The organism is Micromonospora sp. MH33 (assembly GCF_003013775.1).
Taxonomy (GTDB): Bacteria; Actinomycetota; Actinomycetes; order Mycobacteriales; family Micromonosporaceae; genus Micromonospora; species Micromonospora fulviviridis.
Genome location: NZ_MUYZ01000086.1, coordinates 1 through 22,071, shown reverse-complemented (window position 1 = coordinate 22,071; position 22,071 = coordinate 1). Strand labels below are relative to the sequence as shown.

Here is a 22,071-nt window from a genome sequence, read left to right as displayed (position 1 = left end):
GCACGGTTGACCATTCTCCCGTACGGGGCACCGGCACCGCCGACGTGTCCCGGGGGGCGGGCGCGGGGCGGTCCAGGGCCCGGGTGAGTTGGCCGAGGTAGCGGTCCAGCCGGCCGTCCACCAGGGCCTCGGCCAGGTCCGCGCCGCCGACCGCGGCGATCTCCCCGGCGTACGGGCGGACGAGCGGGACGATCCCGGTCACCAGCCGGCCGGCGGCGGCCCCCACCTCGGCGGTGTCGCCGGGGCGCAGGCCGAGGCAGCGCAGCATGTCCTCGCGGTAGCCGGGCGGGGCGACGGGCAGGTCCAGCGCGGCGGCCAGGGCGGCCCGGCGGGACACCACCCGGACGGACGGGTTGGCCAGCCGCAGCACCGACGGGCAGAGCCGGGCCAGGTCGGCGGCGGCGAGCCGGACCCCCACCGGGTCACCGGCCCAGCGGGCGCCGGCCACCTTGCCCAGGGTGGCGATCAGCTCCTCGAGGCGGGGCTCGTCGGCGGGCTGGCAGAGCACCGGCAGGTCGATCCGGCGCCGCCACTCCGGCGCCGCCCAGAGCAGCCGGGCCGGCGTGGTGACCGGCAGCCCGAACGCCCAGTCGGCGGGCTGGCCGAGCCGGTGCACCCAGGAGCGGACGTCCCGGGCCGCCACCGAGACGTGCACCAGCCGGCCGTCGAACTCCGCCAGGTAGGCCCGGCGGGCCGCGTACGGGGTGCCGGGGCGGGCCGCGCCCGCCGCCCCGGACGCCGTGAAGAGGGTGCCGGGGCGGGCCGGACCCGCCGCCCCGGTTTCTGGGGCGGCGGATCGCTCGCCGGTGCCGCCGGGCCGTTCGTCGTCGGCGGCGACCAGCACGTCCACGTCGACGTCGCTGTGCTCGGTGGCGGCCCGCCGGGCATGGCTGCCACGCAGCATGATCCCCACGACGGGACGGTCGGCGGCCTGCCGGAGGCGGGCGGCCCAGTCGTCGAGGAATTCCGGCAACTCCAGCTCGGCGCCCCCGGCGCCGCCCTGCGACCTGGAGCCGCCGCCAGTCTCGGGCAACGGAGCGGGACCCACCGCGCCATGGTGCCGGACGCCCGATCTTCGGCGCAATGACCGATGCCGGACGCACTGTCCGATGCGAGGGGCTAGTGGCCGACCGTTCGCATTCCTGCCGGGGTATACCTTTCCCCGGCGACGGACCCGGCGGGCACGGCGGCACGGAGCCGGGCCTGCTGTTCCGGGGTCAGCCGGAGGTCGGCCGCCGCGGCGTTCTCCGCCAGGTAGCGGACCCGCCTGGTGCCGGGGATCGGCAGGATGTCCTCGCCCTGGGCGAGCAGCCAGGCCAGCGCGGCCTGGGCCGGCGTGCAGCCGATCTCGGCGGCCACCTCGCGGACCGCCCCGGTCAACCGGACGTTGGCGTCGAGGTTGCCGTCGGCGAAGCGCGGCACGGTCCGCCGCCAGTCGTCGTCGGCGAGCTGCTCGCGGCTGGTGATCGCCCCGGTGAGCAGCCCGCGTCCGACCGGCGAGTACGCCACGAGGGACACCCCCAGCTCCCGGCAGGTGGCCAGCATCTCGTCCTCGACGTCCCGGGTGAACAGGGAGTACTCCATCTGGACCGCCGCGACGGGGTGCACCGCGTGCGCCGCCCGCAGGGTCGCCGGGCTGACCTCGGAGAGGCCGATCAGCCGCACCTTGCCGGCCTGGACGAGCTCGGCCAGCGCGCCGACGGTCTCCTCGATCGGGGTCCGCGGGTCGCGTCGGTGCAGGTAGTACAGGTCGATGGTGTCGATGCCGAGCCGGGCCAGCGAGGCGTCGCAGGCCTGCTTCGCCCAGGCGGCGCTGCTGTCCACGTAGGCGCCCGGGCTGCCGGTGCCGCCGAAGCTGTCGCCGGTGGTCCGGTTGCCGAACTTGGTGGCCAGGAAGACCTCGTCCCGCCGGGCCCGCACCACCGGGCCGAGCAGCCGCTCGTTCGCCCCGAAGCCGTACATGTCGGCGGTGTCGAGGTGGTTGACCCCGAGGTCGAGGGCCCGGTGCAGGGTCCGGGTCGACTCGGCGTCGTCGGCGCCGCCGTAGGCGAAGCTCATGCCCATGCAGCCCAGCCCGATCGCCGAGACCTCGGGGCCGGTCGCACCCACCCGTCGCTTGATCATGCCAGTTCCTCCTCCGCCCGGCGGTACGCGTCGATCTTGTGGTCGAGGACCTTGAGGTCCTCCTCCAGCTCGGCCATCCGGGCCAGCACCCGGCTCCGGTGCGCCTCGAACAGCGCCCGCCGGGCGCCGAGCGTGCGGTCCCCCTGCCGGGCCAGTTCGGCGTACCGCCGCATGTCCCGCACCGGCATGCCGGTGCGGCGCAGCCGGGTGAGCAGGAACAGCCAGTTGACGTCGGACTCGGTGTAGCGCCGGCGGCCTCCGGAGTCCCGGCCGACCGGGGCGACCAGCCCCTCCTGCTCGTACCAGCGAAGTGTGTAGGTGGTCAGGCCGACCCGTTCCGCCGCCTCACCGACGGTGAGGCTCATCTCCCGCGTGCTGATGTCCACGCACCAAGGCTTCCAGTTCGAGCGCACTCGAAGTCAACCTTGCGCGCGGGCGGATAACTCATCTAGCGTTGAGTTCAACAACTGATGAGTTTCAGGAGGCGGGCATGGACGACGCGGTGTCGGTCCGTGACCTGGTGGTCGAGCGGGGCCGGCGGCGGGTGCTCCAGGGCATCTCCTGCGCGGTGCCCCGCGGCACGGTCACCGGGCTGCTCGGACCGAGCGGCAGCGGCAAGACGACCCTGATGCGGGCGATCGTCGGGGTGCAGACGGTCGACTCGGGCACGGTCACCGTGCTGGGCCGGCCCGCCGGAACGGCCGAGCTGCGCCGCCGGGTCGGCTACCTGACCCAGGCGCCCAGCGTCTACGCGGACCTGACGGTCCGGGAGAACGCCCGGTACTTCGCCGCCCTCCACGGGCGGGACCACGCCCACGCCGACCAGACGGTCGCCGACGTCGGGCTGGCCGGCGCGGCCACCCAACTGGTCGGCAACCTCTCCGGCGGCCAGCGCAGCCGCGCCTCGCTGGCCTGCGCCCTGGTCGGCGACCCGGAGCTGGTCATCCTCGACGAGCCCACCGTGGGCCAGGACCCGGTGCTCCGGGCCGACCTGTGGGCCCGGTTCCACGCCATGGCGGCCGCCGGCACCACGCTGCTGGTGTCCAGCCACGTCATGGACGAGGCGGGCCGGTGCGACCGCCTGCTGCTCATCCGCGACGGCCGGCTGGTCGCCGACGACACCCCGGACGCGGTCCGCGCCGCCACCGGGGTGGACGACCTGGAAGAGGCGTTCCTCCGGTTGATCAAGGCGAGCGAGCAGGAGGCCGACTCGTGAACCCGCACATCCTCGCCGCCACCACCGGGCGGATCCTGCGCCAGCTCCGGCACGACAGGCGGACCGTGGCGCTGCTCATCGTGGTCCCCACCGTGCTGCTCACGCTGGTCTACTTCATGTACGTCGACCAGCCCACCCCGCCGGGGCAGCCCACGGTCTTCGACCGGGTGGCGCTGATCATGCTGGGCTTCTTCCCGTTCATCATCATGTTCCTGGTGACCAGCATCGCCATGCTGCGGGAGCGCACCACCGGCACACTGGAACGGCTGCTCACCACCCCGCTGGCCAAGCTCGACCTGCTCTTCGGGTACGGCATCGCGTTCGGCCTGGCCGGCGTGGTCCAGGCCACCGTCGCCTCGGCCGTGGCGTACTGGGTGTTCGACCTGACCACCGCCGGCAGCATCGGGCTCGTGATCATGATTGCCGCCGTCAACGCCGTGCTCGCCGTCGCGCTCGGGCTGTTCTGCAGCGCCTTCGCCCGCACGGAGTTCCAGGCCGTGCAGTTCATGCCGGTGGTGGTCGCCCCCCAGCTGCTGCTCTGCGGTCTCTTCGTGCCGCGCGGCGAGATGGCCGGCTGGCTCCAGGCGATCAGCGACGTGCTGCCCCTGTCGTACGCCGTCGAGGCCCTCCAGGAGGTCGGCGCGCACGCCGACCCGACCGGGACGATGTGGCGGGACGTGGCGATCGTCGCCGGGGCGGCGGTGGCGGCGCTGGTGCTGGCCGCCGCGACGCTGCGGCGGCGCAGCGGGTGATGGCGCGGCGCACCGGCCGGCGACCCGGCAACCCGGACACCCGGGAGGCCATCCTCACGGCGGCCCGGGCGGCGTTCGCCGAACGCGGGTTCGACGCCGCCTCGATCCGGGCGATCGCCACCGCCGCCGGAGTGGACCCGGCGCTGGTGCACCACTACTTCGGCACCAAGGAGGAGCTGTTCCGGGCCACCGTGGCGATTCCCGTCGACCCGGCCGAGCTGGTGCCGCGGGTGCTGGCCGGTGGCCGGGACGAGGTCGGCGAGCGGCTGGTCCACACCTTCCTGGCCGTCTGGGACTCCCCGGTCGGGACCGCCGCGGTGGCCCTGCTCCGCTCGGCGGTGAGCAACCAGTGGACCGCCCGCCTGCTGCGCGAGTTCCTGGTCACCCAGGTGCTGCGCCGGGTCGTCGAGCAGCTCGACCTCGACCCGGCCGAGGTGCCGCTGCGGGGCGGGCTGGTGGCCACCCAGATCGCCGGCCTGGCCATGATGCGGTACGTGATCCACCTCGAACCGGTCGCCTCCGCGCCCCCGGACACGCTGGCCGCCACGATCGGTCCCACCCTCCAGCGCTACCTGACCGGCCCGCTCGACACCGCCTGACCCGGCCGGCCGCGTGCCGGGCTACCGGGTCTGCTCCAGCCAGGAGGCGAAGAGCAGGGCGTAGACCGACTCCGGGTCCCGCAGCAGCTCGTCGTGCCGGCCGCGCTGCACGATCCGCCCCCGGTCCACCACGATCACCTCGTCGGCGGCCTGCGCGGTGGAGAGCCGGTGGGCGATGGCCAGCGTGGTCCGGCCCCGGGTGACCGCGTCCAGGGTGCGCTGGAGACGCACCTCGGTGGCCGGGTCGACCGCGCTGGTCGCCTCGTCCAGCACCAGCAGGTCGGGGTCGGCCACGTACGCCCGGGCCAGCGCGACGAGCTGCCGCTCGCCGACGCTGAGCGCCTCGCCGCGCTCGCCCACCGGGGTGTCCAGCCCGGCCGGCAGCCCGTCCAGCCAGTCGGCCAGGCCCAGCTCGGAGAAGGCGGCCGTGAGCTGCGCGTCGGTCAGCTCCGGGCGGGCGAAGCGGACGTTCTCCCCGACCGTGGCGTCGAAGAGGAAGCCGTCCTGCGGCACCATCACCACCCGGGAGCGCAGCGACTCGAAGCGCACCTCGCGCAGGGAGACGCCGGAGAGCAGCACCTCGCCCTCGGTGGGATCCATGAGCCGGGTGAGCAGCTTGGCGAAGGTGGTCTTGCCGCTGCCGGTCTCGCCGACCACGGCCACCCGGCTCTTCGCCGGGATCTCCAGCGTCACGTCGTGCAGCACCGGCGGCCCGCCCGGGTAGGCGAAGGTCACCCCGGCGAAGCGGATGTCCAGCGGGCCGGACGGCAGCTCCCGGCCCTGCTCCCCCGGGTCGGCCACGTCCGGCGCGACGTCCAGCACGTCGAGCACCCGGCGCCAGCCGGCGATCGCGTTCTGCGCCTCGTTGAGCACCTCGGTGGCGATCTGCACCGGCTGGATGAAGAGCGTCACCAGGAACAGGAAGGCGGTGAGCTGGCCGATGGACAGGGTGCGGTCGACGCCGAGGTTCACCCCGACCACCACCACGCCGGCCAGCGCCAGGCCGGCCGCCAGCTCGCCGACGGAGCTGCCCAGGATGCTGATCCGGATGGCCTTCTGCTGGGCCTGCCGCTGCCCCTCGATCGCCGCGTCCAGCCGCCGGGCGGTGCGCCCGGCGATCCCGTACGCCCGGATCACCGGGGCGCCCACCACGCTCTCGCCGATGGTGCCGAGCAGCGTGCCCATCCGCTGCCGGACCAGCCCGTACGCGCTGGCCAGCCGGCGCTGGAGCAGCCGGATGACCAGCACCGCGGGCGCGAACGCCGCGAGCACCACGAGGGTCAACTGCCAGGAGTACGCGAGCATCACGGCCGTGGTCACCACGAGCTGGCCCAGGTTGACGATGAGGATCACGCCGCCCCACTGGAGGAACTGGGTGATCTGGTCGACGTCGCTGGTGACCCGGGAGACCAGCGAGCCGCGCCGCTCGGACTGCTGGTGCAGCATGGACAGGTCGTGCACGTGCCGGAACGCCCGGGTACGTACCCCGGCCAGCGCGGTCTCGCTGACCGTGAACAGCCGGCGCATCATCAGGTAGCCGCAGGTGGTGGTGACCACCAGCACGGCGGCGGTGACCACCACGGTCAGCGTGACGACGTCCAGGTCGAGGCCGCCGACGATGCCGTGGTCGATGCCGCGCTGCACGGCCACCGGCACGGCGACCCGGCCGATCATGTAGACCAGGGCCAGCGCCACGGTGCCGGCCAGCCCGGTCTTCAGCTCCGGGGAGAGCGCCAGCCCGCGCCGCAGCGTCCGCCACGTCGACTCGGTCCGCTGTTCCGCCGCAACGGTGGTGCTCGTCACCGGTCAACCTCGACTTCCAGGCCGGAGGTCAGCGGGGTGACCTCGTCGTACGTGCGGGTCTGCTCGCGCTCCTGCTCGGCCTGCTCGTAGGCGGTGACCAGGTCGGCGTAGCCGGGGACGGTGGCGAGCAGCTCGGTGTGCGGGCCACGGGCCACCACCCGGCCGTGCTCGACGTAGATCACCTCGTCGGCGAGCGCGATGGTGGCCCGCCGGTAGGCGACCACCAGGATCGAGGTGGCCGCGCCGCCGTCATTCGGGGCGCGCAGCCCGGCCAGGATGGCCGCCTCCACCCGCGGGTCGACGGCGCTGGTGGCGTCGTCGAGCACCAGCAGGCGGGGCCGGCCGGCGAGCGCCCGGGCCAGGGTGAGCCGCTGCCGCTGCCCGCCGGAGAGCGAGGTGCCCCGCTCGCCGACCATGGTGTCCAGCCCCTCGGGCAGCGCGGCCACGAAGCCGTCCGCCTCGGCCAGCCGCAGCGCCGCCCAGGCCTCCTCGTCGCCGATGCCGGGGCGGTCCAGGGTGATGTTGGCCCGCACGGTGTCGTCGAAGACGAACGGCACCTGGGCGACCAGGGCCACGGTCGAGGCCAGCGAGGCGGCCGTCAGCTCCCGCACGTCGACCCCGTCCAGGGTGACCGTGCCGGTGCGGGGGTCGACCAGCCGCACGGCCAGCGAGGCGATGGTGGACTTGCCGGCGCCGGTCGGCCCGACCAGGGCGACGGTCTTCCCGGCCGGCACGGTGAAGGTCACCTCGCCGAGCACCTCGGTGCCGGGCAGGTGCGCCTCGGCCGGCTCGTACCCGAAGTGCACGTCGTGGAAGGCGAGGGTGGCCGGCGTCGGCGTGGCCGGGTCGAGCGCCACCTCGCCGTACGGCATCTCGCCGGTGGCGTCGAGGACCCGGCGGACCCGGTCCCAGCCGGCGACGCTGCGCGGCAGCTCGGCCAGCACCCAGCCGATGGCCCGGACCGGGAAGGCGAGCACGGTGAAGAGGAAGGCCACGCTGACCAGTTCGGTCACGCTGATCGCGCCCTGCCGGAACCGGATCGCGCCGACCACCAGAACGGCGAGCGTGCCGAGGCTGGGCAGCGTCTCCAGCATCGGGTCGAAGATGCCGCGCAGCTTGCCGACGGAGATCAGCGCGTCGCGCAGGTCGCCGGCCCGGGCGGCGAACCGGGCGGTCTCCTGGGCCTCGCGGCCCATCGTCTTGACCACCAGGGCGCCGTCGAAGCTCTCGTGCGCGATGCCGCTGACCTCGGCGCGCAGCCGCTGGGCGCGGGCCTGGCGGGGCGCCATCCGGCGGGAGTAGACCACGTTGAGCGCGAACAGCGCCGGGAAGACGGCGAGGCCGACCAGCGCGAGGGCCCAGTCGGTGAGGAAGAGGGAGACCACGGCGCCGACCAGCATCACCAGGGTGCCGACGGCGAAGGGCAGCGGCGCGATCGGGTACCAGGCGGCCTCCACGTCCGAGTTGGCGTTGGAGAGCAGGGTGCCGGTGGCGTTGCGGTGGTGCCAGGCCAGCGGCAGGTCGAGGTACCGGCGGGTGACCCGGCGGCGGTAGGCGGCCTGGAGCCGGTACTGCATGTAGCCGGCGCCGAGCCGGCGGCCGAAGATGCCGACCACCCGCAGCACGCTGATTCCGAACAGCGCGGCCGCGGCGAGCGCCAGGGCGCCGTCGGTCACCGAGCCGCGGGCGACCGCCGGGACCACCACCTTGCCGACCACCGCGCCGACCACGTACGCGCTGGCGATCACCATGAGGCCGAAGAGCACGCTGCCGGTCACCGCCACCGCGAAGATGCGCGGCTGCTCCCGGATGGCCTGGCCGAGTACCCGTAGCCCTCTGCCGACGACGTCCCGACTTGTCCCGCTCGCCACGCTCTCCCCCGCCGTAAGCCGCAGTTTTCCCTCCTCATCCTTACCGCTCGGCCGCGGCTCCGCCGACCCGGCCCGGATATGTCCACCGTCACTCCTTCCCCGTGGGCCCCGTCCACCAGGGCGGACGCCCGCGCGACCGGCCACCCGCCGGCCGCGGGACGCCGGCGCCGGGCCGCGTCGGACGCGGCGACGGGCCCTGCCGGGCCTACGATCAGGCCATGCCGCGGTACGCCCGGACGGAGCGCGAGGCGCTCGCCGACCTGATGCTGGAGCTGGGACCGGACGCGCCCACGGTCAACGAGGGGTGGACCACCCGTGACCTGGCGGCGCACCTGCTGGTGCGGGAGCGCCGGCCGGACGCGGCCGGCGGCATCCTGCTGCCGCCGCTGCGCGGGCACGGCGAGGCGGTCCGCCGGCGGATGGCCGCCGGCCCGTACGCGGACCTGGTGGCCCGGATCCGCCGCCCGCCGCTGTGGAGCCCGGTGAGCAACCCGCTCACCGACGAACTCGTCAACGGCCTGGAGTTCTTCATCCACCACGAGGACGTGCGCCGGGCCCGCCCGGGCTGGCTCCCCCGCGACCTGCCGGCCCGGCAGCAGGCGGCGCTCTGGAAGCGGGCCGCCCTGCTGGCCCGGGTGGCGTTGCGGCGCTTCCCGGCCGACCTGCTGATCCAGGCCCCCGGCTACGGCGAGCGCACCGTCGGCCGCGGCGGCGAACGGCTGCGCGTGGTGGGCGCCCCGGGCGAACTGGTGCTGTTCATCTCCGGCCGGCAGCGGGTGGCCCGGGTCCAGCTGGACGGCCCGACCGAGCCGGCGGAGCGGTTGCGGGCGGCCAGCCTGGGCTTGTGACCCAGTGTGCCGGACCGGTCACCGGGGCCGGTGGAACAGCTTCAGCCCAGCGACGGAAGCCGATCCGCGCTGCCGTACGCTCCTGTCCCGCCGCCCAACCCGGGGCGGCGGACAGGGGAGACGGGATGCGAGGCTTCGCGCTCTCGACACTGCACGAACCCCCCTTCCCGGCGCGCCGGCACGCCGCCGTCGAACTGGTCGCCGGACAGAGCGCGGGGTGGGTACGCGACCTGGGCCTGATCAACACCCCGGGCGGGCTGCGGCGGCTGGGCGCCGCACACCCGGCGGAGCTGGCCGCACGGGCCTGCCCGGACGGGTCGGTCGACGGCCTGCGGCTGCTCGCCGACCTGATCAGCTGGCTGTTCGTGATGGACGACGCCTGCGACGAGGACGGCCTGGGGGCCAGCCCGACCCGGCTCGCGCCGACCGTGGCGGCCCTGCTGGAGGTGCTCGACCGGCACGGCGACCCGGCCGCGCCGGCCCCGGCCGAGGCCGGTCCGCTCGGCGTGGCGCTGGACGACCTGTGCCGGCGGGTCCGTGACCGGCAGCGGCCGGCGCTGCTGCTGCGCCTGGTCAGCCAGTTGCGCGAGTACCTGCTGGCGCTGCTCTGGGAGGCGGCCAACCGGGAGCACCGCCGGGTGCCCGGGGTGGCCGAGTACGTGCAGATGCGCCGGCACACCGGCGGCGCCCGGCCCAGCTTCACGCTGACCGACCTGGCGCACCCGGACCTGCCCGGTCCGGGCCGGCGGGCGGATCCCGCGCTGGCCACTCTGGACGCGCTCGCCGCCGACCTGGTCTGCTGGTGCAACGACCTGTTCTCCTACGACAAGGAGCGGGCGACCGGCCCGGACGCGCACAACCTGGTCACCACGATCGCCGGTGAGACGGGGCAGGGCGAGGAGGCGGCGCTGCGCGCGGCGGCCACCCGGTTCAACGAGGGCCTGGCCGCCTACGCCGAGCGGGACGCGGCGCTGGCCGCCACGGGCGACGCCGGGGTGCGCGCCTTCCTCGCCACCCGGCGGAACTGGATCCGGGCCACCTACGACTGGTCCCGCGCCGCCACCCGGTACGCCTGAGTCGCGCGGTCCACCTCCCGGGACGGCGGTCGCCGCAGGCCAGCAGGGCTAGCCGCTGCCCGGGTCGAGGCAATACTCTTCGGTAACCGCAGAATGGCGTGACCCCCGTCACGTCCCTCCACCCTTGAAGGCGGCTACAGCGATGGCTCTCGATGTACCGTACCGTTCCGTACCCGACATGTTCCTCAAGCGCGTGGCGGACTCCCCCGACCGCCACGCGTTCGCCCATCCCGCCCCGGACGACTCGGGACCGGTCTGGCTGACGTGGGAGCAGGTCGGGCAGCGCGCCAAGGCGATCGCCGCCGGGTTGCACGGGCTCGGCGTCGGCCTGGAGGACCCGGTGGCGATCCTGGCGAACACCCGGCTGGAGTGGGTGCTCGCCGACTTCGGGATCATGTGTGCCGGCGGGGCCACCACCACCGTCTACCCGACCACCGAGCCGGAGGACGCGACGTACATCGTCGCCGACTCCGGGTCGAAGGTGCTCTTCGCCGAGAACCCGGCCCAGGCCGCGAAGATCGCCGGCACGGCGGTGCCGGCGCTGACCCACGTGGTGCTCTTCGACGGCGCGCCCGACCCGGCCGCCACCGTCCCGCAGCTCACCCTGGCCGAGCTGGAGGAGCGGGGGGCCCGGGCGCTGGAGAACGAGCCCGACCTCATCGACATGCTGGTCGCCGGGATCGGTCCGGACCACCTGGCCACCCTGATCTACACCTCGGGCACCACCGGCCGGCCCAAGGGCGTCGAGCTGCTGCACGGCGGCTGGTGCTGGGAGGGCGTGGCGCAGGCCGAGCTGGGCCTGCTGCACGTCGAGGACCTGCAGTACCTCTGGCTGCCGCTGTCCCACTCGTTCGGCAAGACACTGCTCTGCGGCGCCACCCACGTCGGCCTGCCCACCTACGTCGACGGCCGGGTGGACAAGCTGGTCGACCTGCTCGGGGTGATCCGGCCGACGCTCATGTGCGGCGCCCCCCGGGTCTTCGAGAAGGTCTACAACAAGGCGGTCACCACGGCCCAGGGCGCCGGCGGCGCGAAGGCGAAGATCTTCGCCTGGGGCGTCGCGGTGGGCAAGCAGAAGGTCGCGCTGGAGCAGGCCGGCAAGCCGGTGCCGGCGGGCCTGAAACTGAAGTACGCGGTGGCCGAGAAGCTGGTGTTCAGCAAGCTCCAGGCCCGGCTCGGCGGCCGGATGCGGGTGCTGGTCTCCGGCGCGGCGCCGCTGAGCAAGGAGATCGGCACCTTCTTCGCCGCGGCCAACCTGCCCATCTCGGAGGGGTACGGGCTCACCGAGACCAGCGCGGGCGCGTTCGTGAACCCGCCCGGCGGGCTGAAGATCGGCAGCGTGGGCCGGGCCATGGGCGACCTGGAGTGCCGGATCGACACCGACGGCGAGATCCTGGTCCGGGGCAAGCCGGTCATGCGCGGCTACCACAACCTGCCCGAGGAGACCGCCGCCGCGTTCACCGAGGACGGCTTCTTCCGCACCGGGGACATCGGGACCCTCGACGACGACGGCTACCTGCGCATCACCGACCGGAAGAAGGACCTGGTCAAGACCTCCGGCGGCAAGTACATCGCGCCGTCGCACATCGAGGGCATGTTCAAGGCCGTCTGCCCGTACACCTCCCAGGCGGTGGTGATCGGGCAGGCACGCAACTACTGCACCATGCTGGTCACGCTCGACCCGGACGCGATCAGGGCGTGGGCCGCCGGCACGCCGCTGGAGGGCCGCGACTACACCGAGATCGTCACCTCGCCGGAGGCGCAGGCCATGGTCGAGGGCTACGTGGCCGAGCTGAACGGCAAGCTGAACCGCTGGGAGACGATCAAGAAGGTGGCCATCCTCCCCCGGGACCTCACCATCGAGGACGGCGAGGTCACCCCGTCGTTGAAGATCAAGCGCCGGAGCGTGGAGACCAACTTCGCCGACGAGATCGACAAGATGTACGCGGGCACCCTCGCCGAGCTGTAGCGAGCCCGCACCGGCCGGCGGCCGTGCCCCTCCGTCCCGGGGCACGGCCGCCGCCGCGGTTCCCCGACCCGGTCAGAGGTGCCCCTGGCGCCAGTGGCTCTGGTCCGCCTCCGCGGCGAGTTGCTCCTCCAGCGCGAGCTGCCGGACCTGGCGCCGCCGGCCGTCCTCGCTGAACGTCTCGGCGATCACCCCGATGGTGGTGAGCACCGCCAGCAGGCCCAGCGCGGCCAGTTCCGGGAGCGGGGCGGCGAACGGGGCGACGGCGGCGAGCACCACCACCGTGATCAGCAGTGGCCAGTGCACCGCCCGCAGCGCCACCAGCGCGCAGCCGACGAGGCTGAGCAGGTAGAGACCCACTCCGCCGTAGAAGACTGTCACCCAGAAGCCGCCCAGCGGCTCGCCCCAGTAGGGGGTTTCCGGGCTGGCCGACTCGGCGAGCAGATCCTTGAGGCCGAGGGCGAAGAGGATGACCCCGGCGATCAACGGCAGGTGCAGGAACGTGTATACGTCCCGGGCGAGCCGCAGCCGGGCGGCCGGGTCGCGGGCGCGGTGCAGGGCCTGCTCCAGCGCGTACGCCAGGGTGTCGAAGTACGCCCACCAGAGCATAGCCACGACCAGGACGCCGAGCAGCGCGGCGACCGCCACCGGGCGGGTGAGCGGCAGCCCGGTCTTCGGGCCGAGCCCGAGCGCGATGATCGACTCGCCGAGCGCGACCAGCACCATGAGCGCGTGCCGTTCCGCCCAGTGCCCGGCGGAGACCACCACCCACCACCGCCGGGCCAGGGTCACCCCGCCGACGTACTCGACCAGCAGCGCCACGGTCCAGAGCGTCAACTGCAGCGGGACGGCGAACGGCCGGTCGGCCAGTCGCTGCGGCACCGTGCCGGCGACCACCAGCAGCGCGGTGGCCACGGTCGGCAGCACGGCGCGCAGCAGCAGCCGTTGGCGCCGGGCCGGATCCGACCGGTCGACCCAGGCGAAGACCGCGAGCTGGGCCATCCGGATCACGAAGAAGCAGCCCGCGAAGACCAGCGGGCCGTTCAGCCCGCCGGGCCGATCGACGAAGGCGCTGGGCACGCTGAGCACCAGCAGGAAGGTCGCGGCCACCGTGAGGAAGCCGACCAGGGGCAGCAGGCCCTGGTCGGCGCGCACCGCGTTGCCGAGCCGGGCGAAGCCGGTCCACGACCACCAGAGCAGCGCCAGCACCAGCAGGCAGCGGTAGAGGTTGGCCGGGGTGAGCAGGGTGGCGGTCAGGGTGGTGACGTTGATGAACGCGAAGACGAAGACCAGGTCGTAGAAGAGCTCCAGCCGGGTGGTCCGGGAGCCCGGCGCGCCGGGGCGCACCACGCGCGACCACCGGGCACCCCCGCCGTTCCCCACCCGGGCAGTCTGCGCAATTCCCGGCTGGCGCCGGTGCCGATCGGAAGATCCGTACCGGAACGGCCTACCGTCCGGGCGCGGGGCCGGCGCCGTGCTCGGTGAGGAACTCGTCGCGCAGGGCGCGGCGGGCCCCGCCGAAGAGCACCACCTCGACCCCCACCATGCCGGCGCAGACCACGGCGAGCAGCCCCAACGCGGCCAGCGCCGGCAGGTGGTCGGCGACCGGCAGGAGCAGCACCAGCAGCACGGTGGTGGCGACCCGCGGCCAGTTGACCGAGCGCATGTTGCGCAGCCGGAAGCCCACGTGCCCGAGCAGGTAGACGATCACGCCGCCGTAGAGGGCGAGCGGGCCCAGCCCGTGCAGCGGGTCGGTGAGCCGGTGGTGGGTGCCGTCCCCGACGTACGCCAGGACCTTCTTGAAGCCGAGGGCGAGCAGGATGATCCCGGTGACCATCGGCAGGTGCAGGTAGGTGTAGGAGTCCCGGCCCAGCGCGGCCCGCTCGGCGCCCCGCGCCCGCGCCAGCACCCGCTCGGCGGCGATCGACACCACGTCGAAGTACGCCCACCACAGCGCCGCCGCCACCGTGACGCCGAGGAACGAGGCCACGATGATAGGCCAGGAGATCGGCAGCGCGGTGATCCCGACGCCGATGGCGACGAGGGACTCCCCCAGCGCCACGATGATGATGAGGCCGTGCCGCTCCGTCCAGTGCGCGGCCGAGAAGATCTGCCAGCCCGCCGCGCCGATGGCCATGATGCCGCCGTAGTCGACGGCGAGGGCGAGCACCCAGAGGAGGGTACGCAGCGCGACGACCCGCGCCGGGTCGTCGGTGAGGTACGGGGGCAGCAGCGCGGCGGTGAAGAGCAGCACCGCCCCGCCGAGCATCGGCAGGGCGGCCCGTACCAGCTGCCGGCGCAGCCCGGCGTCGCCGCGGGCGGCGTACCAGTAGAGGGTCAGGTGCAGCACCCGGACGGCCAGGTAGCAGGCGGCGAAGACGACCGGGCCGGAGAGCCCGCCGGGCAGGTCGACGAAGGCCTCGGGGATGGTCGCGGCGACCACGAACATGGTGGCGATCACCGCGAAGAGGACCACCCGGACCACGCCCTCGTCGGCCCGGACCGTGTTGCCCAGCCAGGCGTAGCAGCACCAGCACCACCAGAGCAGGGCCAGCAGCAGCAGGCCCCGACCCATGCCGGGCCAGGTCAGGTCGGCCGCCATCAGCGCGGTCACCTGGGTGAGCGCGTAGACGAAGACCAGGTCGAAGAAGAGTTCCAGCGGGGTGACCGAGGCGCCCTCGGTCATCACCCGCATCCGTGGCCCGCGCCGCGTCCCGTCCGTCACGGCGGACAGTCTGGCAGCCGGGCGGCCGGGGCGGTGTCCCCGGGGACGCCCGGCGCGCCCCGGGCGGGTCAGGCGATGACGGAGGGCTCCCGCCACTGCGGACGGCTGGTCCGGTCCAGGTCGTAGCGGACCGCGGCGAGCCGGCCGACGGCCTCCACCAGGTCGGCGGTGGGCAGGGTGAAGGGCAGCCGGAGGAACCGCTCCAGGGTGCCGTCCAGGCCGAACCGGGGTCCGGGCGCCAGGCGTACGCCGACCTCCTCGGCGGCCCGGGCCAGCGCGCTGGAGATCGGGCCGTCCAGCTCCACCCAGAGCGTCACCCCGCCGCGCGGCACGGTGACCCGCCAGTCGGGCAGCCGGTCGGCCATCGCCTTCACGAGGGCGTCCCGCTGGGCGGCGAGCTGCACCCGCCGGGCGGCCACGATGCTCGGTCCCTGGGCCAGCAGGTGCACCGCGACGAGCTGGTCGAGCACCGGGCTGGCCATGTCCACGCCGACCCGGGCGGCGGCCAGCCGCTGCACCTGCGGGGCGGACGCCCGGACCCAGCCGATCCGCAGGCCACCCCAGTACGGCTTGCTCATCCCGCCGATGCTGATCACCCGGGAGTGCCGGTCGAAGGTGGCCACCGGCGGCGGCAGCGGGGTGCCGTCCAGCGGCAGGTCCACGAACGACTCGTCCACCACCAGGTCGGTGCCGGCGGCGTGCGCCGCGCCGACCAGCCGCTCGCGCAGGTCGGTCGCCATCAGGTGGCCGGTCGGGTTGTGGAACTCGGGGATCACGTACGCCAGCTTCGGCCGGGTCTGCCGGATGCTGCCCAGCAGCAGGTCGGCGTCCCAGCCGTCCCCGTCGGCGGCGAGCCCGTGGGTGGTGATCCGGGCCCGCCGGGCCGACAGTGCGGCGAGGGCGTTCGGGTAGGTCGGGGACTCCACCAGCACCCCGCCGCCGGGCGACAGGGCCAGCCGCAGCACCAGGTCCAGCGCGTGCTGGGTGCCGCTGGTGACCATGATCTGTTCGGGGCTGGTCGGCAGCCCCCGGTCGGTGTACCCGCGGGCCACCGCCTCGCGCAGCTCGATGATGCCGGTCGGGTGGTAGCCGGCCCCGCCGAGGTAGCGCGGCAGGTCCTCGGCGGCGGCCCGGGCCGCGGGCACGAGCTGCGCCGGGGCGGAGAGCGCGGCCACCCCCAGATCGATCATGTCCCGGTCGTCCAGCGGGGTCCAGAGCCCGGTGCTGGCCACCCGGTGCGTGCCCGGGAGCATGGTCCAGCTCCCGGCGCCCCGCCGGCTGGCCAGGTGGCCGGTCTCCCGTAGCTCCCGGTAGGCGGCGGTGACCGTGGTCCGGCTGATCCGCAGCGCCTCGGCCAGGTCGCGCTCGGCCGGCAGGCGTACCCCGAGGGGGAGCCGGCCGTCGGCGAGCAGCCCGCGGATCGCGGCGGCGAGCGCGGCATAGTCCGGGCTGCGCCGACGGCCGGGGAGGGCATGCCACTGCCCGAGGAGCCGAGCCAATTGGACGCCACGCACCTGGCTTGTCATGGCCACCCCTCCTGAATTGGCTCTGTCGCGGGCAGGATTGGCCCCTAGGGTGGCATGCATGGCAACAATTGGCAATCTCCGGCACCGGCCGGCCCGGCGGCTCGTCCAGCTCTACACCGGGCTCGCCCTCTACGGGGTCAGCATGGCGCTGATGATCCGGTCCGGCCTGGGACTCGACCCGTGGGACGTGTTCCACCAGGGGCTGGCCCGGCAGACGCACCTCTCCTTCGGCACGGTCACCATCGCGGTCGGCGCGCTCGTGCTGCTGCTCTGGATCCCGCTGCGGCAGCGCCCCGGCCTCGGCACCATCAGCAACGTCGTGGTGATCGGCCTGGTCGTCGACGCCACCCTGGCCGTGCTGCCGCCCGGCGACGGCCTGCCGGTCCGCGCCACCCTGCTGGTCTCCGGGATCGTCGCCAACGGCGCCGCCACCGGCCTCTACCTGGGCGCGGGGCTCGGCCCCGGCCCGCGCGACGGCCTGATGACCGGCTTCACCGCCCGCCGGCCCCGCTATTCCGTACGGCTGGTCCGGACCGTCATCGAGGTGACCGTGCTGAGCCTGGGCTGGCTGCTCGGCGGCACCGTGGGCCTCGGCACCGTGGCGTACGCGCTGGCCATCGGGCCGCTCGCCCAGCTGTTCATCCCGATCTTCGCGGTGCCGGCCCGGCCCGCCGCCGAGCCGGTGGCCGCCTGCGCGCCGAGGGCGGCCGGCGAGGCGGCCTGAACCGGCCCTCGACCACTCAGCGTCACCCCTGCCGCGCCGACCGCATCGGAAGTGGGACGCGCCGGACGCCGCTGAGCTGCGGCGACGTCCGGCCGTGAAACCGGGTGTTTTCTCCGCCGTCGTCGCCGGGCATCATTCGTTCATGGGGGAGAACGGTTGGCGTTGGAGCGACGCCTGGATCTTCGTCTCACTGATCATCGCGAGCGGCGCCGGTCGGCACCGCCGGGCCGCCGCCACCCGGCGCCCGGAGGGCGTGCGCCTCGCCGACGTCCTCTCCACCGCCGACCACCTCAACCAGGCCATCCCGGAGCGGCACGAGGTGGAGGGCGCCGTCCGCCGGCTGGTCGGCGCGGGCCTGGTCAGCGTCACCGACGGCTGGTTCCGGGTGACCCCGGACGGCGAGCGGCTCTGGCGCACCCGGCCCAGCGCCGGGCTGGGCACCACCGTCGACACCGTGCAGGGCGTGCTGAGCCGCCGCCCCACCCCCGGCGAGTCCGACTGGCAGCTCGACGAGGACGACCACGCCGCCGCCGTGCAGGAGTACGCGGTCCGCTCGATCCCGATGCCCCGCCGCTCCCCCGAAGGCCACTCCGGCCGCCCCTGACGGGCGGCGGCTCCCCGCCGCCTGGCCGGGCCGGGCCGAGCGCCCTGGCCGATCCGGCGGACGGGCGGGCCGGGGTCAGCGGACCGGGTGGCCCGCGTCGCGCAGGGCGTCCTTGACCTCGCCGACGGTCAGCTCACCGAAGTGGAAGACGCTCGCCGCGAGCACCGCGTCGGCGCCCGCGCCGATGGCCGGCGGGAAGTGGGTGACCTCGCCGGCCCCGCCGCTGGCGATCACCGGCACGTCGACGACCGCGCGGACGCCCTCGATCAGCGGCAGGTCGAAGCCGGCCTTGGTGCCGTCGGCGTCCATCGAGTTGAGCAGGATCTCCCCCGCGCCCAGGTCGGCGCCGCGCGCCGCCCACTCCACCGCGTCGAGGCCGGTGCCCCGGCGCCCGCCGTGCGTGGTCACCTCGAAGCCGCTCGGCGTGGCGCCGGCCGGCGCCCGGCGTACGTCGAGGGAGAGCACCAGCACCTGGCGGCCGAACCGGTCGGCGATCTCGGCGATCAACTCGGGGCGGGCGATGGCCGCGGTGTTCACCCCGACCTTGTCCGCGCCGGCGCGGAGCAGGGTGTCGACGTCGGCGACCTGACGGACGCCGCCGCCCACGGTGAGCGGGATGAAGACCGACTCGGCGGTGCGCCGCACCACGTCGAGCATGGTCCCCCGGTCGCTGCTGGAGGCGGTGACGTCGAGGAAGGTCAGCTCGTCCGCGCCGGCCCGGTCGTACGCGGCCGCCAGCTCGACCGGGTCGCCCGCGTCGCGCAGGTCGAGGAAGTTGACCCCCTTGACCACCCGCCCGGCGTCCACGTCCAGACAGGGAATCACCCGTACCGCCACCGTCATGCCACGAGCCTAGCCAACCGGCACGGCACGGCGGTCGACCCGACCGGGCCGACCGCCGTGAACGAGTGCGGCGTCACAGACGGACGAGCATCTTGCCCAGGTTCTCGCCGCGCAGCATGCCGAGGAAGGCCTCCGGGGCCCGCTCGATGCCGTCGACCACCGTCTCGTCGTAGGAGATCCTGCCGTCCCGCAGCCAGCCGGCCATCTCCTGGACGAACTGCTCGCGCAGGTGCCCGTGGTCGCCGACCAGGAAGCCGCGCAGGGTGAGCCGCTTGCCGATGAGCAGCGCCAGGTTGCGCGGGGCGGCGGGCGGCTCGGTGGCGTTGTACTGCGCGATCATGCCGCAGATGGCAGCCCGGCCGTGCAGGTTCATGGCGCCGATGGCGGCCTCCAGGTGCTCGCCGCCGACGTTGTCGAAGTAGACGTCGACGCCGTCCGGTGCGGCGGCCCTGAGCTGGTCGCGGACCGGGCCGTCGTGGTAGTCGAACGCGGCGTCGAAGCCGAGCGCCCGGAGCCGCTCGACCTTGGCCGGCGAGCCGGCGCTGCCGACCACCCGGGCCGCGCCACGCAGCTTGGCGATCTGCCCGACCATGCTGCCGACCGCGCCCGCCGCGCCGGAGACGAAGACCGTCTCGCCCGGCTTCATGGCGGCCACGTCGAGCAGCCCCGCGTACGCGGTCAGCCCGGTCATGCCGAGCACGCTCAGGTAGGCGCTGACCGGGGCCAGGGCCGGGTCGACCTTCCGCGCGCCCCTGGCGTCGACCAGCGCGTACTCCCGCCAGCCCAGGCCGTGCAGCACGACGTCGCCGGGCGCGAAGCCCTCGGCCTCACCGGCCACCACCTCGCCGACCGCGCCGCCGTCGAGCGGGGCGTCGAGCGCGAACGGCGGCACGTACGACTTGACGTCGTTCATCCGCCCGCGCATGTACGGGTCCACCGACATGAACCGGTTGCGGACCACGAGCTGGCCGGGCCCCGGGGTGGGCACCTCGGTCTCGACCAGCCGGAAGTTGTCGGCGGTGGGCCAGCCCTGCGGCCGGGACGCCAGGTGGATCTCCCGGTTGGCGGTCATCGGGCGTCCCGGACGGTGCGGGTGACCTCGATGTTGCCCCGGGTCGCGTTGGAGTACGGGCAGACCTGGTGGGCCGCCTCGACGAGCTGCTGCGCGGCGGACCGCTCGACCGCGGGCAGGTCGACCACCAGGGTGACGGCCAGGCCGTAGCCGCCGCTGCCGTTCGGGCCGATGCCCACCTCGGCCTCGACGACCGAGTTCGAGACGTCCGCCCTGGCCTTGCGGGCGACCAGGCGCAGCGCGGAGTGGAAGCAGGCCGCGTAGCCGGCCGCGAAGAGCTGCTCCGGGTTGGTCGCGCCGCCGGCGCCGCCCATCTCCTTCGGGATGGCCAGGTCCAGGTCGAGGCCGCCGTCGGAGGTGCGGACGTGGCCGTCCCGGCCGTCGCCGGTGGCCTGCGCGGACGCGGTGTAGAGCACCTGCATGGTGGTCACTGCTCCTTCTGTCGGTGGATCGCCTCGGTGACCCGGGTGAGGGTGTCGCGCAGGGCGACCAGCTCGGCCTCGGTGAGGCCGGTGGCGCGGGCCACCCGCCGCGGCACCTCGTCCATCCGCTCCCGGAGGGCCCGGCCCTGCGCGGTGAGGCCCACCTCGACCCGGCGCTCGTCGGCCGCCGAGCGGGTACGCACCACCAGGCCGGCCGCCTCCAGCCGCTTGAGCAGCGGAGAGAGGGTGCCGGAGTCGAGCCGGAGCCGCGCGCCGAGCTCGGAGACCGTGGGGGCGTCGTCGCCGCGCTCCCAGAGCACCAGCAGCACCAGGTACTGCGGGTAGGTCAGGCCGTGCTCGTCGAGGATGGGCCGGTAGACGTCGGTGAGGGCGCGCGACGCCGCGTAGAGGGCGAAGCACACCTGCCGGCGCAGCACCAGATCATCGGTCACCCGGAAAACGTAGCCCTCAATTGAGTTGTGCACAACCTAATGGGCCGCGGAGTGGCCGCCCCCACACCGCGGGGACGGCCGTCAGCGGTCGCCGAGCCAGGCCTCCAGCTCGACCTCGACCAGGTGCTCCGGGTCGATCAGCCCGGCCACCACCACCATGGTGGCCACCGGGCGGACCGCGCCGAACACCGCGTTGTGCGCCCGGCCCACCTCGTCGGCGTACATCCGGTCGGTCACGTACATCCGGGTGCGCACCACGTCGGCCGGCTCGGCGCCGACCTCGGCGAGCGCGTCCAGGCCGATCCGGATCGCCTGCGCCGTCTGCGCCGCGGCGTCCCCCACATGGGCCACCCGGCCGTCCACCGTCGAGGTGCAGCCGGCGGTGATCGCCAGCTGCCCGGCGCGGACCACCCGGCAGTAGCCGTAGAGCGCCTCCCACGGGCCGCCCGAGCCGAGCCGGGTGACGGCCGCACCGGCCGACGGCCCCGGCTCCGACCGGACGCCGTCGCCCGCGACGGCCGTCACGCGCCGGCCCGCAGGGTGGCGAGCGCCTCGGCGACGGTGAACGCCCCCGCGTAGAGCGCCTTGCCGGCGATCACGCCCTCCACGCCCACCGGCTCCAGGGTGGCCAGCGCGCGCAGGTCGTCCAGGGTGGACACGCCACCGGAGGCGATCACCGGGGCGTCGGTACGGGAGCAGACCTCGCGCAGCAGGTCCAGGTTGGGGCCGCGCATGGTGCCGTCCTTGGTGATGTCGGTGACCACGTAGCGGGCGGCGCCGGCCTTGTCCAGCCGGGCCAGCACCTCGTAGAGGTCACCGCCGTCGCGGGTCCAGCCACGGGCGGAGAGGGTACGGCCGCGCACGTCCAACCCGATGGCCACCCGGTCGCCGTACTCGCCGCAGACCCGGTCGCACCACTCCGGGTCCTCCAGCGCGGCGGTGCCGATGTTGACCCGGGCCGCTCCGGTGCCCAGCGCCGCCTGCAACGTCTCGTCGTCCCGGATGCCGCCGGAGAGCTCGACCTTCACGTCGAGCTGGCGGACCACCTCGGCCAGCAGGTGGGCGTTGGTGCCCCGGCCGAACGCGGCGTCCAGGTCGACCAGGTGGATCCACTCGGCGCCGTCGGCCTGCCAGGTGAGGGCGGCCTCCAGCGGATCGCCGTACGCGGTCTCGCTGCCGGCGGCGCCCTGGACGAGCCGGACGGCCTGGCCGTCGGCGACGTCCACGGCGGGCAACAGGGTGAGGCTCAACGCTCTACTCCTCGCATCAGGAACGACGGTCCAGGGCGATCACCACGACCGCGGGCAGGACCAGCAGCAACAACACGACCAGCGCCAGCCGCAGCGCCAGGTCGTCGACGAAACTCCAGATACCGGCCACCGCCGCGCCGGTGAGCAGCACGATGGCCGCCCGCTCGCCGCGGCTGTGCCGGCGCAGCCGGCCAGTGC

22 protein-coding genes and 1 pseudogene are annotated in these 22,071 nt (G+C 74.5%); 8 read left to right on the top strand and 15 right to left on the bottom strand.

Translation table 11 applies throughout. The annotated features are described in order from the left end of the window. From B0E53_RS15745 to B0E53_RS15735, 3 genes are all read right to left on the bottom strand, one after another. The coding region (locus B0E53_RS15745) for a nucleotidyltransferase domain-containing protein (RefSeq protein ID WP_246835426.1) at window positions 1-1,048 on the bottom strand (1,048 nt) is incomplete at its 3' end. Between the two features lie 71 nt (window positions 1,049-1,119). Continuing rightward, window positions 1,120-2,124: an aldo/keto reductase gene (locus B0E53_RS15740; RefSeq protein ID WP_107076757.1), complete on the bottom strand. Its 1,005-nt coding sequence runs from the start codon at window positions 2,122-2,124 to the stop codon at window positions 1,120-1,122. Next, window positions 2,121-2,510, bottom strand: a complete 390-nt coding sequence (locus B0E53_RS15735) for a MerR family transcriptional regulator (protein WP_107076756.1) — start codon at window positions 2,508-2,510, stop codon at window positions 2,121-2,123. The genes B0E53_RS15740 and B0E53_RS15735 overlap by 4 nt, the downstream gene beginning before the upstream one ends. Before the next feature lie 104 nt (window positions 2,511-2,614). Between B0E53_RS15735 and B0E53_RS15730 the strand changes: the two genes are divergently transcribed. The 3 genes from B0E53_RS15730 to B0E53_RS15720 are packed head-to-tail and all read left to right on the top strand — an operon-like array spanning window position 2,615 to window position 4,691. Further along, window positions 2,615-3,340: an ABC transporter ATP-binding protein gene (locus B0E53_RS15730; RefSeq protein WP_107076755.1), complete on the top strand. Its 726-nt coding sequence runs from the start codon at window positions 2,615-2,617 to the stop codon at window positions 3,338-3,340. Further along, entirely contained in the window at window positions 3,337-4,092 is a 756-nt protein-coding gene (locus tag B0E53_RS15725) for an ABC transporter permease (RefSeq protein WP_107076754.1), read from the top strand. Before B0E53_RS15730 ends, B0E53_RS15725 begins: the two co-directional genes overlap by 4 nt. Next, the gene (locus B0E53_RS15720) at window positions 4,092-4,691 is read left to right on the top strand and encodes a TetR family transcriptional regulator (RefSeq protein WP_107076753.1); all 600 of its coding nucleotides are present in this window, start codon (window positions 4,092-4,094) and stop codon (window positions 4,689-4,691) included. The genes B0E53_RS15725 and B0E53_RS15720 overlap by 1 nt, the downstream gene beginning before the upstream one ends. Before the next feature lie 21 nt (window positions 4,692-4,712). Here B0E53_RS15720 and B0E53_RS15715 read toward each other — a convergent pair whose 3' ends face one another. Together B0E53_RS15715 and B0E53_RS15710 are read right to left on the bottom strand one after the other, a co-directional pair. Then, entirely contained in the window at window positions 4,713-6,494 is a 1,782-nt protein-coding gene (locus tag B0E53_RS15715; RefSeq protein WP_107076752.1) for an ABC transporter ATP-binding protein, read from the bottom strand. Continuing rightward, a complete protein-coding gene (locus tag B0E53_RS15710) occupies window positions 6,491-8,365 on the bottom strand; it encodes an ABC transporter ATP-binding protein (protein WP_107076751.1) in 1,875 nt (624 codons plus the stop codon). The genes B0E53_RS15715 and B0E53_RS15710 overlap by 4 nt, the downstream gene beginning before the upstream one ends. A gap of 218 nt (window positions 8,366-8,583) precedes the next feature. On the opposite strand from B0E53_RS15710, the gene B0E53_RS15705 reads away from it, so the two are divergent. From B0E53_RS15705 to B0E53_RS15695, 3 genes are all read left to right on the top strand, one after another. Continuing rightward, window positions 8,584-9,213: a TIGR03085 family metal-binding protein gene (locus tag B0E53_RS15705; RefSeq protein WP_107076750.1), complete on the top strand. Its 630-nt coding sequence runs from the start codon at window positions 8,584-8,586 to the stop codon at window positions 9,211-9,213. A 125-nt stretch (window positions 9,214-9,338) separates the two neighbouring features. Beyond that, window positions 9,339-10,289, top strand: coding sequence for a terpene synthase (locus B0E53_RS15700; RefSeq protein WP_107076749.1), 951 nt, complete (start codon window positions 9,339-9,341; stop codon window positions 10,287-10,289). A gap of 142 nt (window positions 10,290-10,431) precedes the next feature. Then, window positions 10,432-12,258 carry a long-chain fatty acid--CoA ligase gene (locus B0E53_RS15695; protein WP_107076748.1) on the top strand — a complete coding sequence of 609 codons (1,827 nt, stop codon included), beginning with the start codon at window positions 10,432-10,434 and terminating at the stop codon, window positions 12,256-12,258. 72 nt (window positions 12,259-12,330) lie between these two features. On the opposite strand, the gene B0E53_RS15690 is transcribed toward B0E53_RS15695, so the two are convergent. From B0E53_RS15690 to B0E53_RS15680, 3 genes are all read right to left on the bottom strand, one after another. Then, window positions 12,331-13,602: a low temperature requirement protein A gene (locus tag B0E53_RS15690; RefSeq protein ID WP_107076759.1), complete on the bottom strand. Its 1,272-nt coding sequence runs from the start codon at window positions 13,600-13,602 to the stop codon at window positions 12,331-12,333. Between the two features lie 100 nt (window positions 13,603-13,702). Continuing rightward, window positions 13,703-14,980 (bottom strand): low temperature requirement protein A, encoded by a 1,278-nt coding sequence (locus B0E53_RS15685; RefSeq protein WP_210406074.1) that lies wholly within the window; start codon window positions 14,978-14,980, stop codon window positions 13,703-13,705. A gap of 68 nt (window positions 14,981-15,048) precedes the next feature. After that, window positions 15,049-16,506, bottom strand: coding sequence for a PLP-dependent aminotransferase family protein (locus B0E53_RS15680; RefSeq protein WP_107076746.1), 1,458 nt, complete (start codon window positions 16,504-16,506; stop codon window positions 15,049-15,051). Window positions 16,507-16,564: 58 nt separating this feature from the next. Between B0E53_RS15680 and B0E53_RS15675 the strand changes: the two genes are divergently transcribed. Both B0E53_RS15675 and B0E53_RS15670 read left to right on the top strand, forming a co-directional pair. Continuing rightward, a complete protein-coding gene (locus tag B0E53_RS15675) occupies window positions 16,565-17,230 on the top strand; it encodes a hypothetical protein (protein WP_107076745.1) in 666 nt (221 codons plus the stop codon). A 142-nt stretch (window positions 17,231-17,372) separates the two neighbouring features. Further along, window positions 17,373-17,834 (top strand): hypothetical protein, encoded by a 462-nt coding sequence (locus B0E53_RS15670; protein WP_107076744.1) that lies wholly within the window; start codon window positions 17,373-17,375, stop codon window positions 17,832-17,834. A 75-nt stretch (window positions 17,835-17,909) separates the two neighbouring features. Here B0E53_RS15670 and hisF read toward each other — a convergent pair whose 3' ends face one another. From hisF to B0E53_RS15635, 7 genes and pseudogenes are all read right to left on the bottom strand, one after another. After that, window positions 17,910-18,677 carry an imidazole glycerol phosphate synthase subunit HisF gene (hisF, locus tag B0E53_RS15665; RefSeq protein WP_107076743.1) on the bottom strand — a complete coding sequence of 256 codons (768 nt, stop codon included), beginning with the start codon at window positions 18,675-18,677 and terminating at the stop codon, window positions 17,910-17,912. Between the two features lie 73 nt (window positions 18,678-18,750). Further along, a complete protein-coding gene (locus B0E53_RS15660) occupies window positions 18,751-19,749 on the bottom strand; it encodes an NADP-dependent oxidoreductase (protein WP_107076742.1) in 999 nt (332 codons plus the stop codon). After that, window positions 19,746-20,171: an organic hydroperoxide resistance protein gene (locus B0E53_RS15655; RefSeq protein ID WP_107076758.1), complete on the bottom strand. Its 426-nt coding sequence runs from the start codon at window positions 20,169-20,171 to the stop codon at window positions 19,746-19,748. Before B0E53_RS15655 ends, B0E53_RS15660 begins: the two co-directional genes overlap by 4 nt. Before the next feature lie 5 nt (window positions 20,172-20,176). Beyond that, window positions 20,177-20,623 carry a MarR family transcriptional regulator gene (locus B0E53_RS15650; RefSeq protein ID WP_107076741.1) on the bottom strand — a complete coding sequence of 149 codons (447 nt, stop codon included), beginning with the start codon at window positions 20,621-20,623 and terminating at the stop codon, window positions 20,177-20,179. Window positions 20,624-20,704: 81 nt separating this feature from the next. Next, window positions 20,705-21,148 carry a RidA family protein gene (locus B0E53_RS15645; RefSeq protein ID WP_107076740.1) on the bottom strand — a complete coding sequence of 148 codons (444 nt, stop codon included), beginning with the start codon at window positions 21,146-21,148 and terminating at the stop codon, window positions 20,705-20,707. Continuing rightward, on the bottom strand, window positions 21,145-21,873 hold the full coding sequence (gene priA, locus B0E53_RS15640; protein ID WP_107076739.1) for a bifunctional 1-(5-phosphoribosyl)-5-((5-phosphoribosylamino)methylideneamino)imidazole-4-carboxamide isomerase/phosphoribosylanthranilate isomerase PriA: 729 nt from the start codon (window positions 21,871-21,873) through the stop codon (window positions 21,145-21,147). Before priA ends, B0E53_RS15645 begins: the two co-directional genes overlap by 4 nt. A 16-nt stretch (window positions 21,874-21,889) precedes the next feature. Further along, window positions 21,890-22,071 (bottom strand): annotated as a pseudogene (locus B0E53_RS15635) (hypothetical protein); the annotation flags it as partial.

What these genes read in the sequence shown, in the direction of transcription:
- B0E53_RS15705 (WP_107076750.1), top strand. Translation starts at nt 8,584, where the DNA reads ATGCCGCGGTACGCCCGGACGGAGCGCGAGGCGCTCGCCGACCTGATG.
- B0E53_RS15740 (WP_107076757.1), bottom strand. Translation starts at nt 2,124, where the DNA reads ATGATCAAGCGACGGGTGGGTGCGACCGGCCCCGAGGTCTCGGCGATC.
- B0E53_RS15670 (WP_107076744.1), top strand. Translation starts at nt 17,373, where the DNA reads ATGGGGGAGAACGGTTGGCGTTGGAGCGACGCCTGGATCTTCGTCTCA.
- B0E53_RS15730 (WP_107076755.1), top strand. Translation starts at nt 2,615, where the DNA reads ATGGACGACGCGGTGTCGGTCCGTGACCTGGTGGTCGAGCGGGGCCGG.
- B0E53_RS15675 (WP_107076745.1), top strand. Translation starts at nt 16,565, where the DNA reads ATGGCAACAATTGGCAATCTCCGGCACCGGCCGGCCCGGCGGCTCGTC.
- hisF (WP_107076743.1), bottom strand. Translation starts at nt 18,677, where the DNA reads ATGACGGTGGCGGTACGGGTGATTCCCTGTCTGGACGTGGACGCCGGG.
- B0E53_RS15680 (WP_107076746.1), bottom strand. Translation starts at nt 16,506, where the DNA reads ATGACAAGCCAGGTGCGTGGCGTCCAATTGGCTCGGCTCCTCGGGCAG.
- B0E53_RS15655 (WP_107076758.1), bottom strand. Translation starts at nt 20,171, where the DNA reads ATGCAGGTGCTCTACACCGCGTCCGCGCAGGCCACCGGCGACGGCCGG.
- B0E53_RS15720 (WP_107076753.1), top strand. Translation starts at nt 4,092, where the DNA reads ATGGCGCGGCGCACCGGCCGGCGACCCGGCAACCCGGACACCCGGGAG.
- B0E53_RS15660 (WP_107076742.1), bottom strand. Translation starts at nt 19,749, where the DNA reads ATGACCGCCAACCGGGAGATCCACCTGGCGTCCCGGCCGCAGGGCTGG.
- B0E53_RS15700 (WP_107076749.1), top strand. Translation starts at nt 9,339, where the DNA reads ATGCGAGGCTTCGCGCTCTCGACACTGCACGAACCCCCCTTCCCGGCG.
- B0E53_RS15695 (WP_107076748.1), top strand. Translation starts at nt 10,432, where the DNA reads ATGGCTCTCGATGTACCGTACCGTTCCGTACCCGACATGTTCCTCAAG.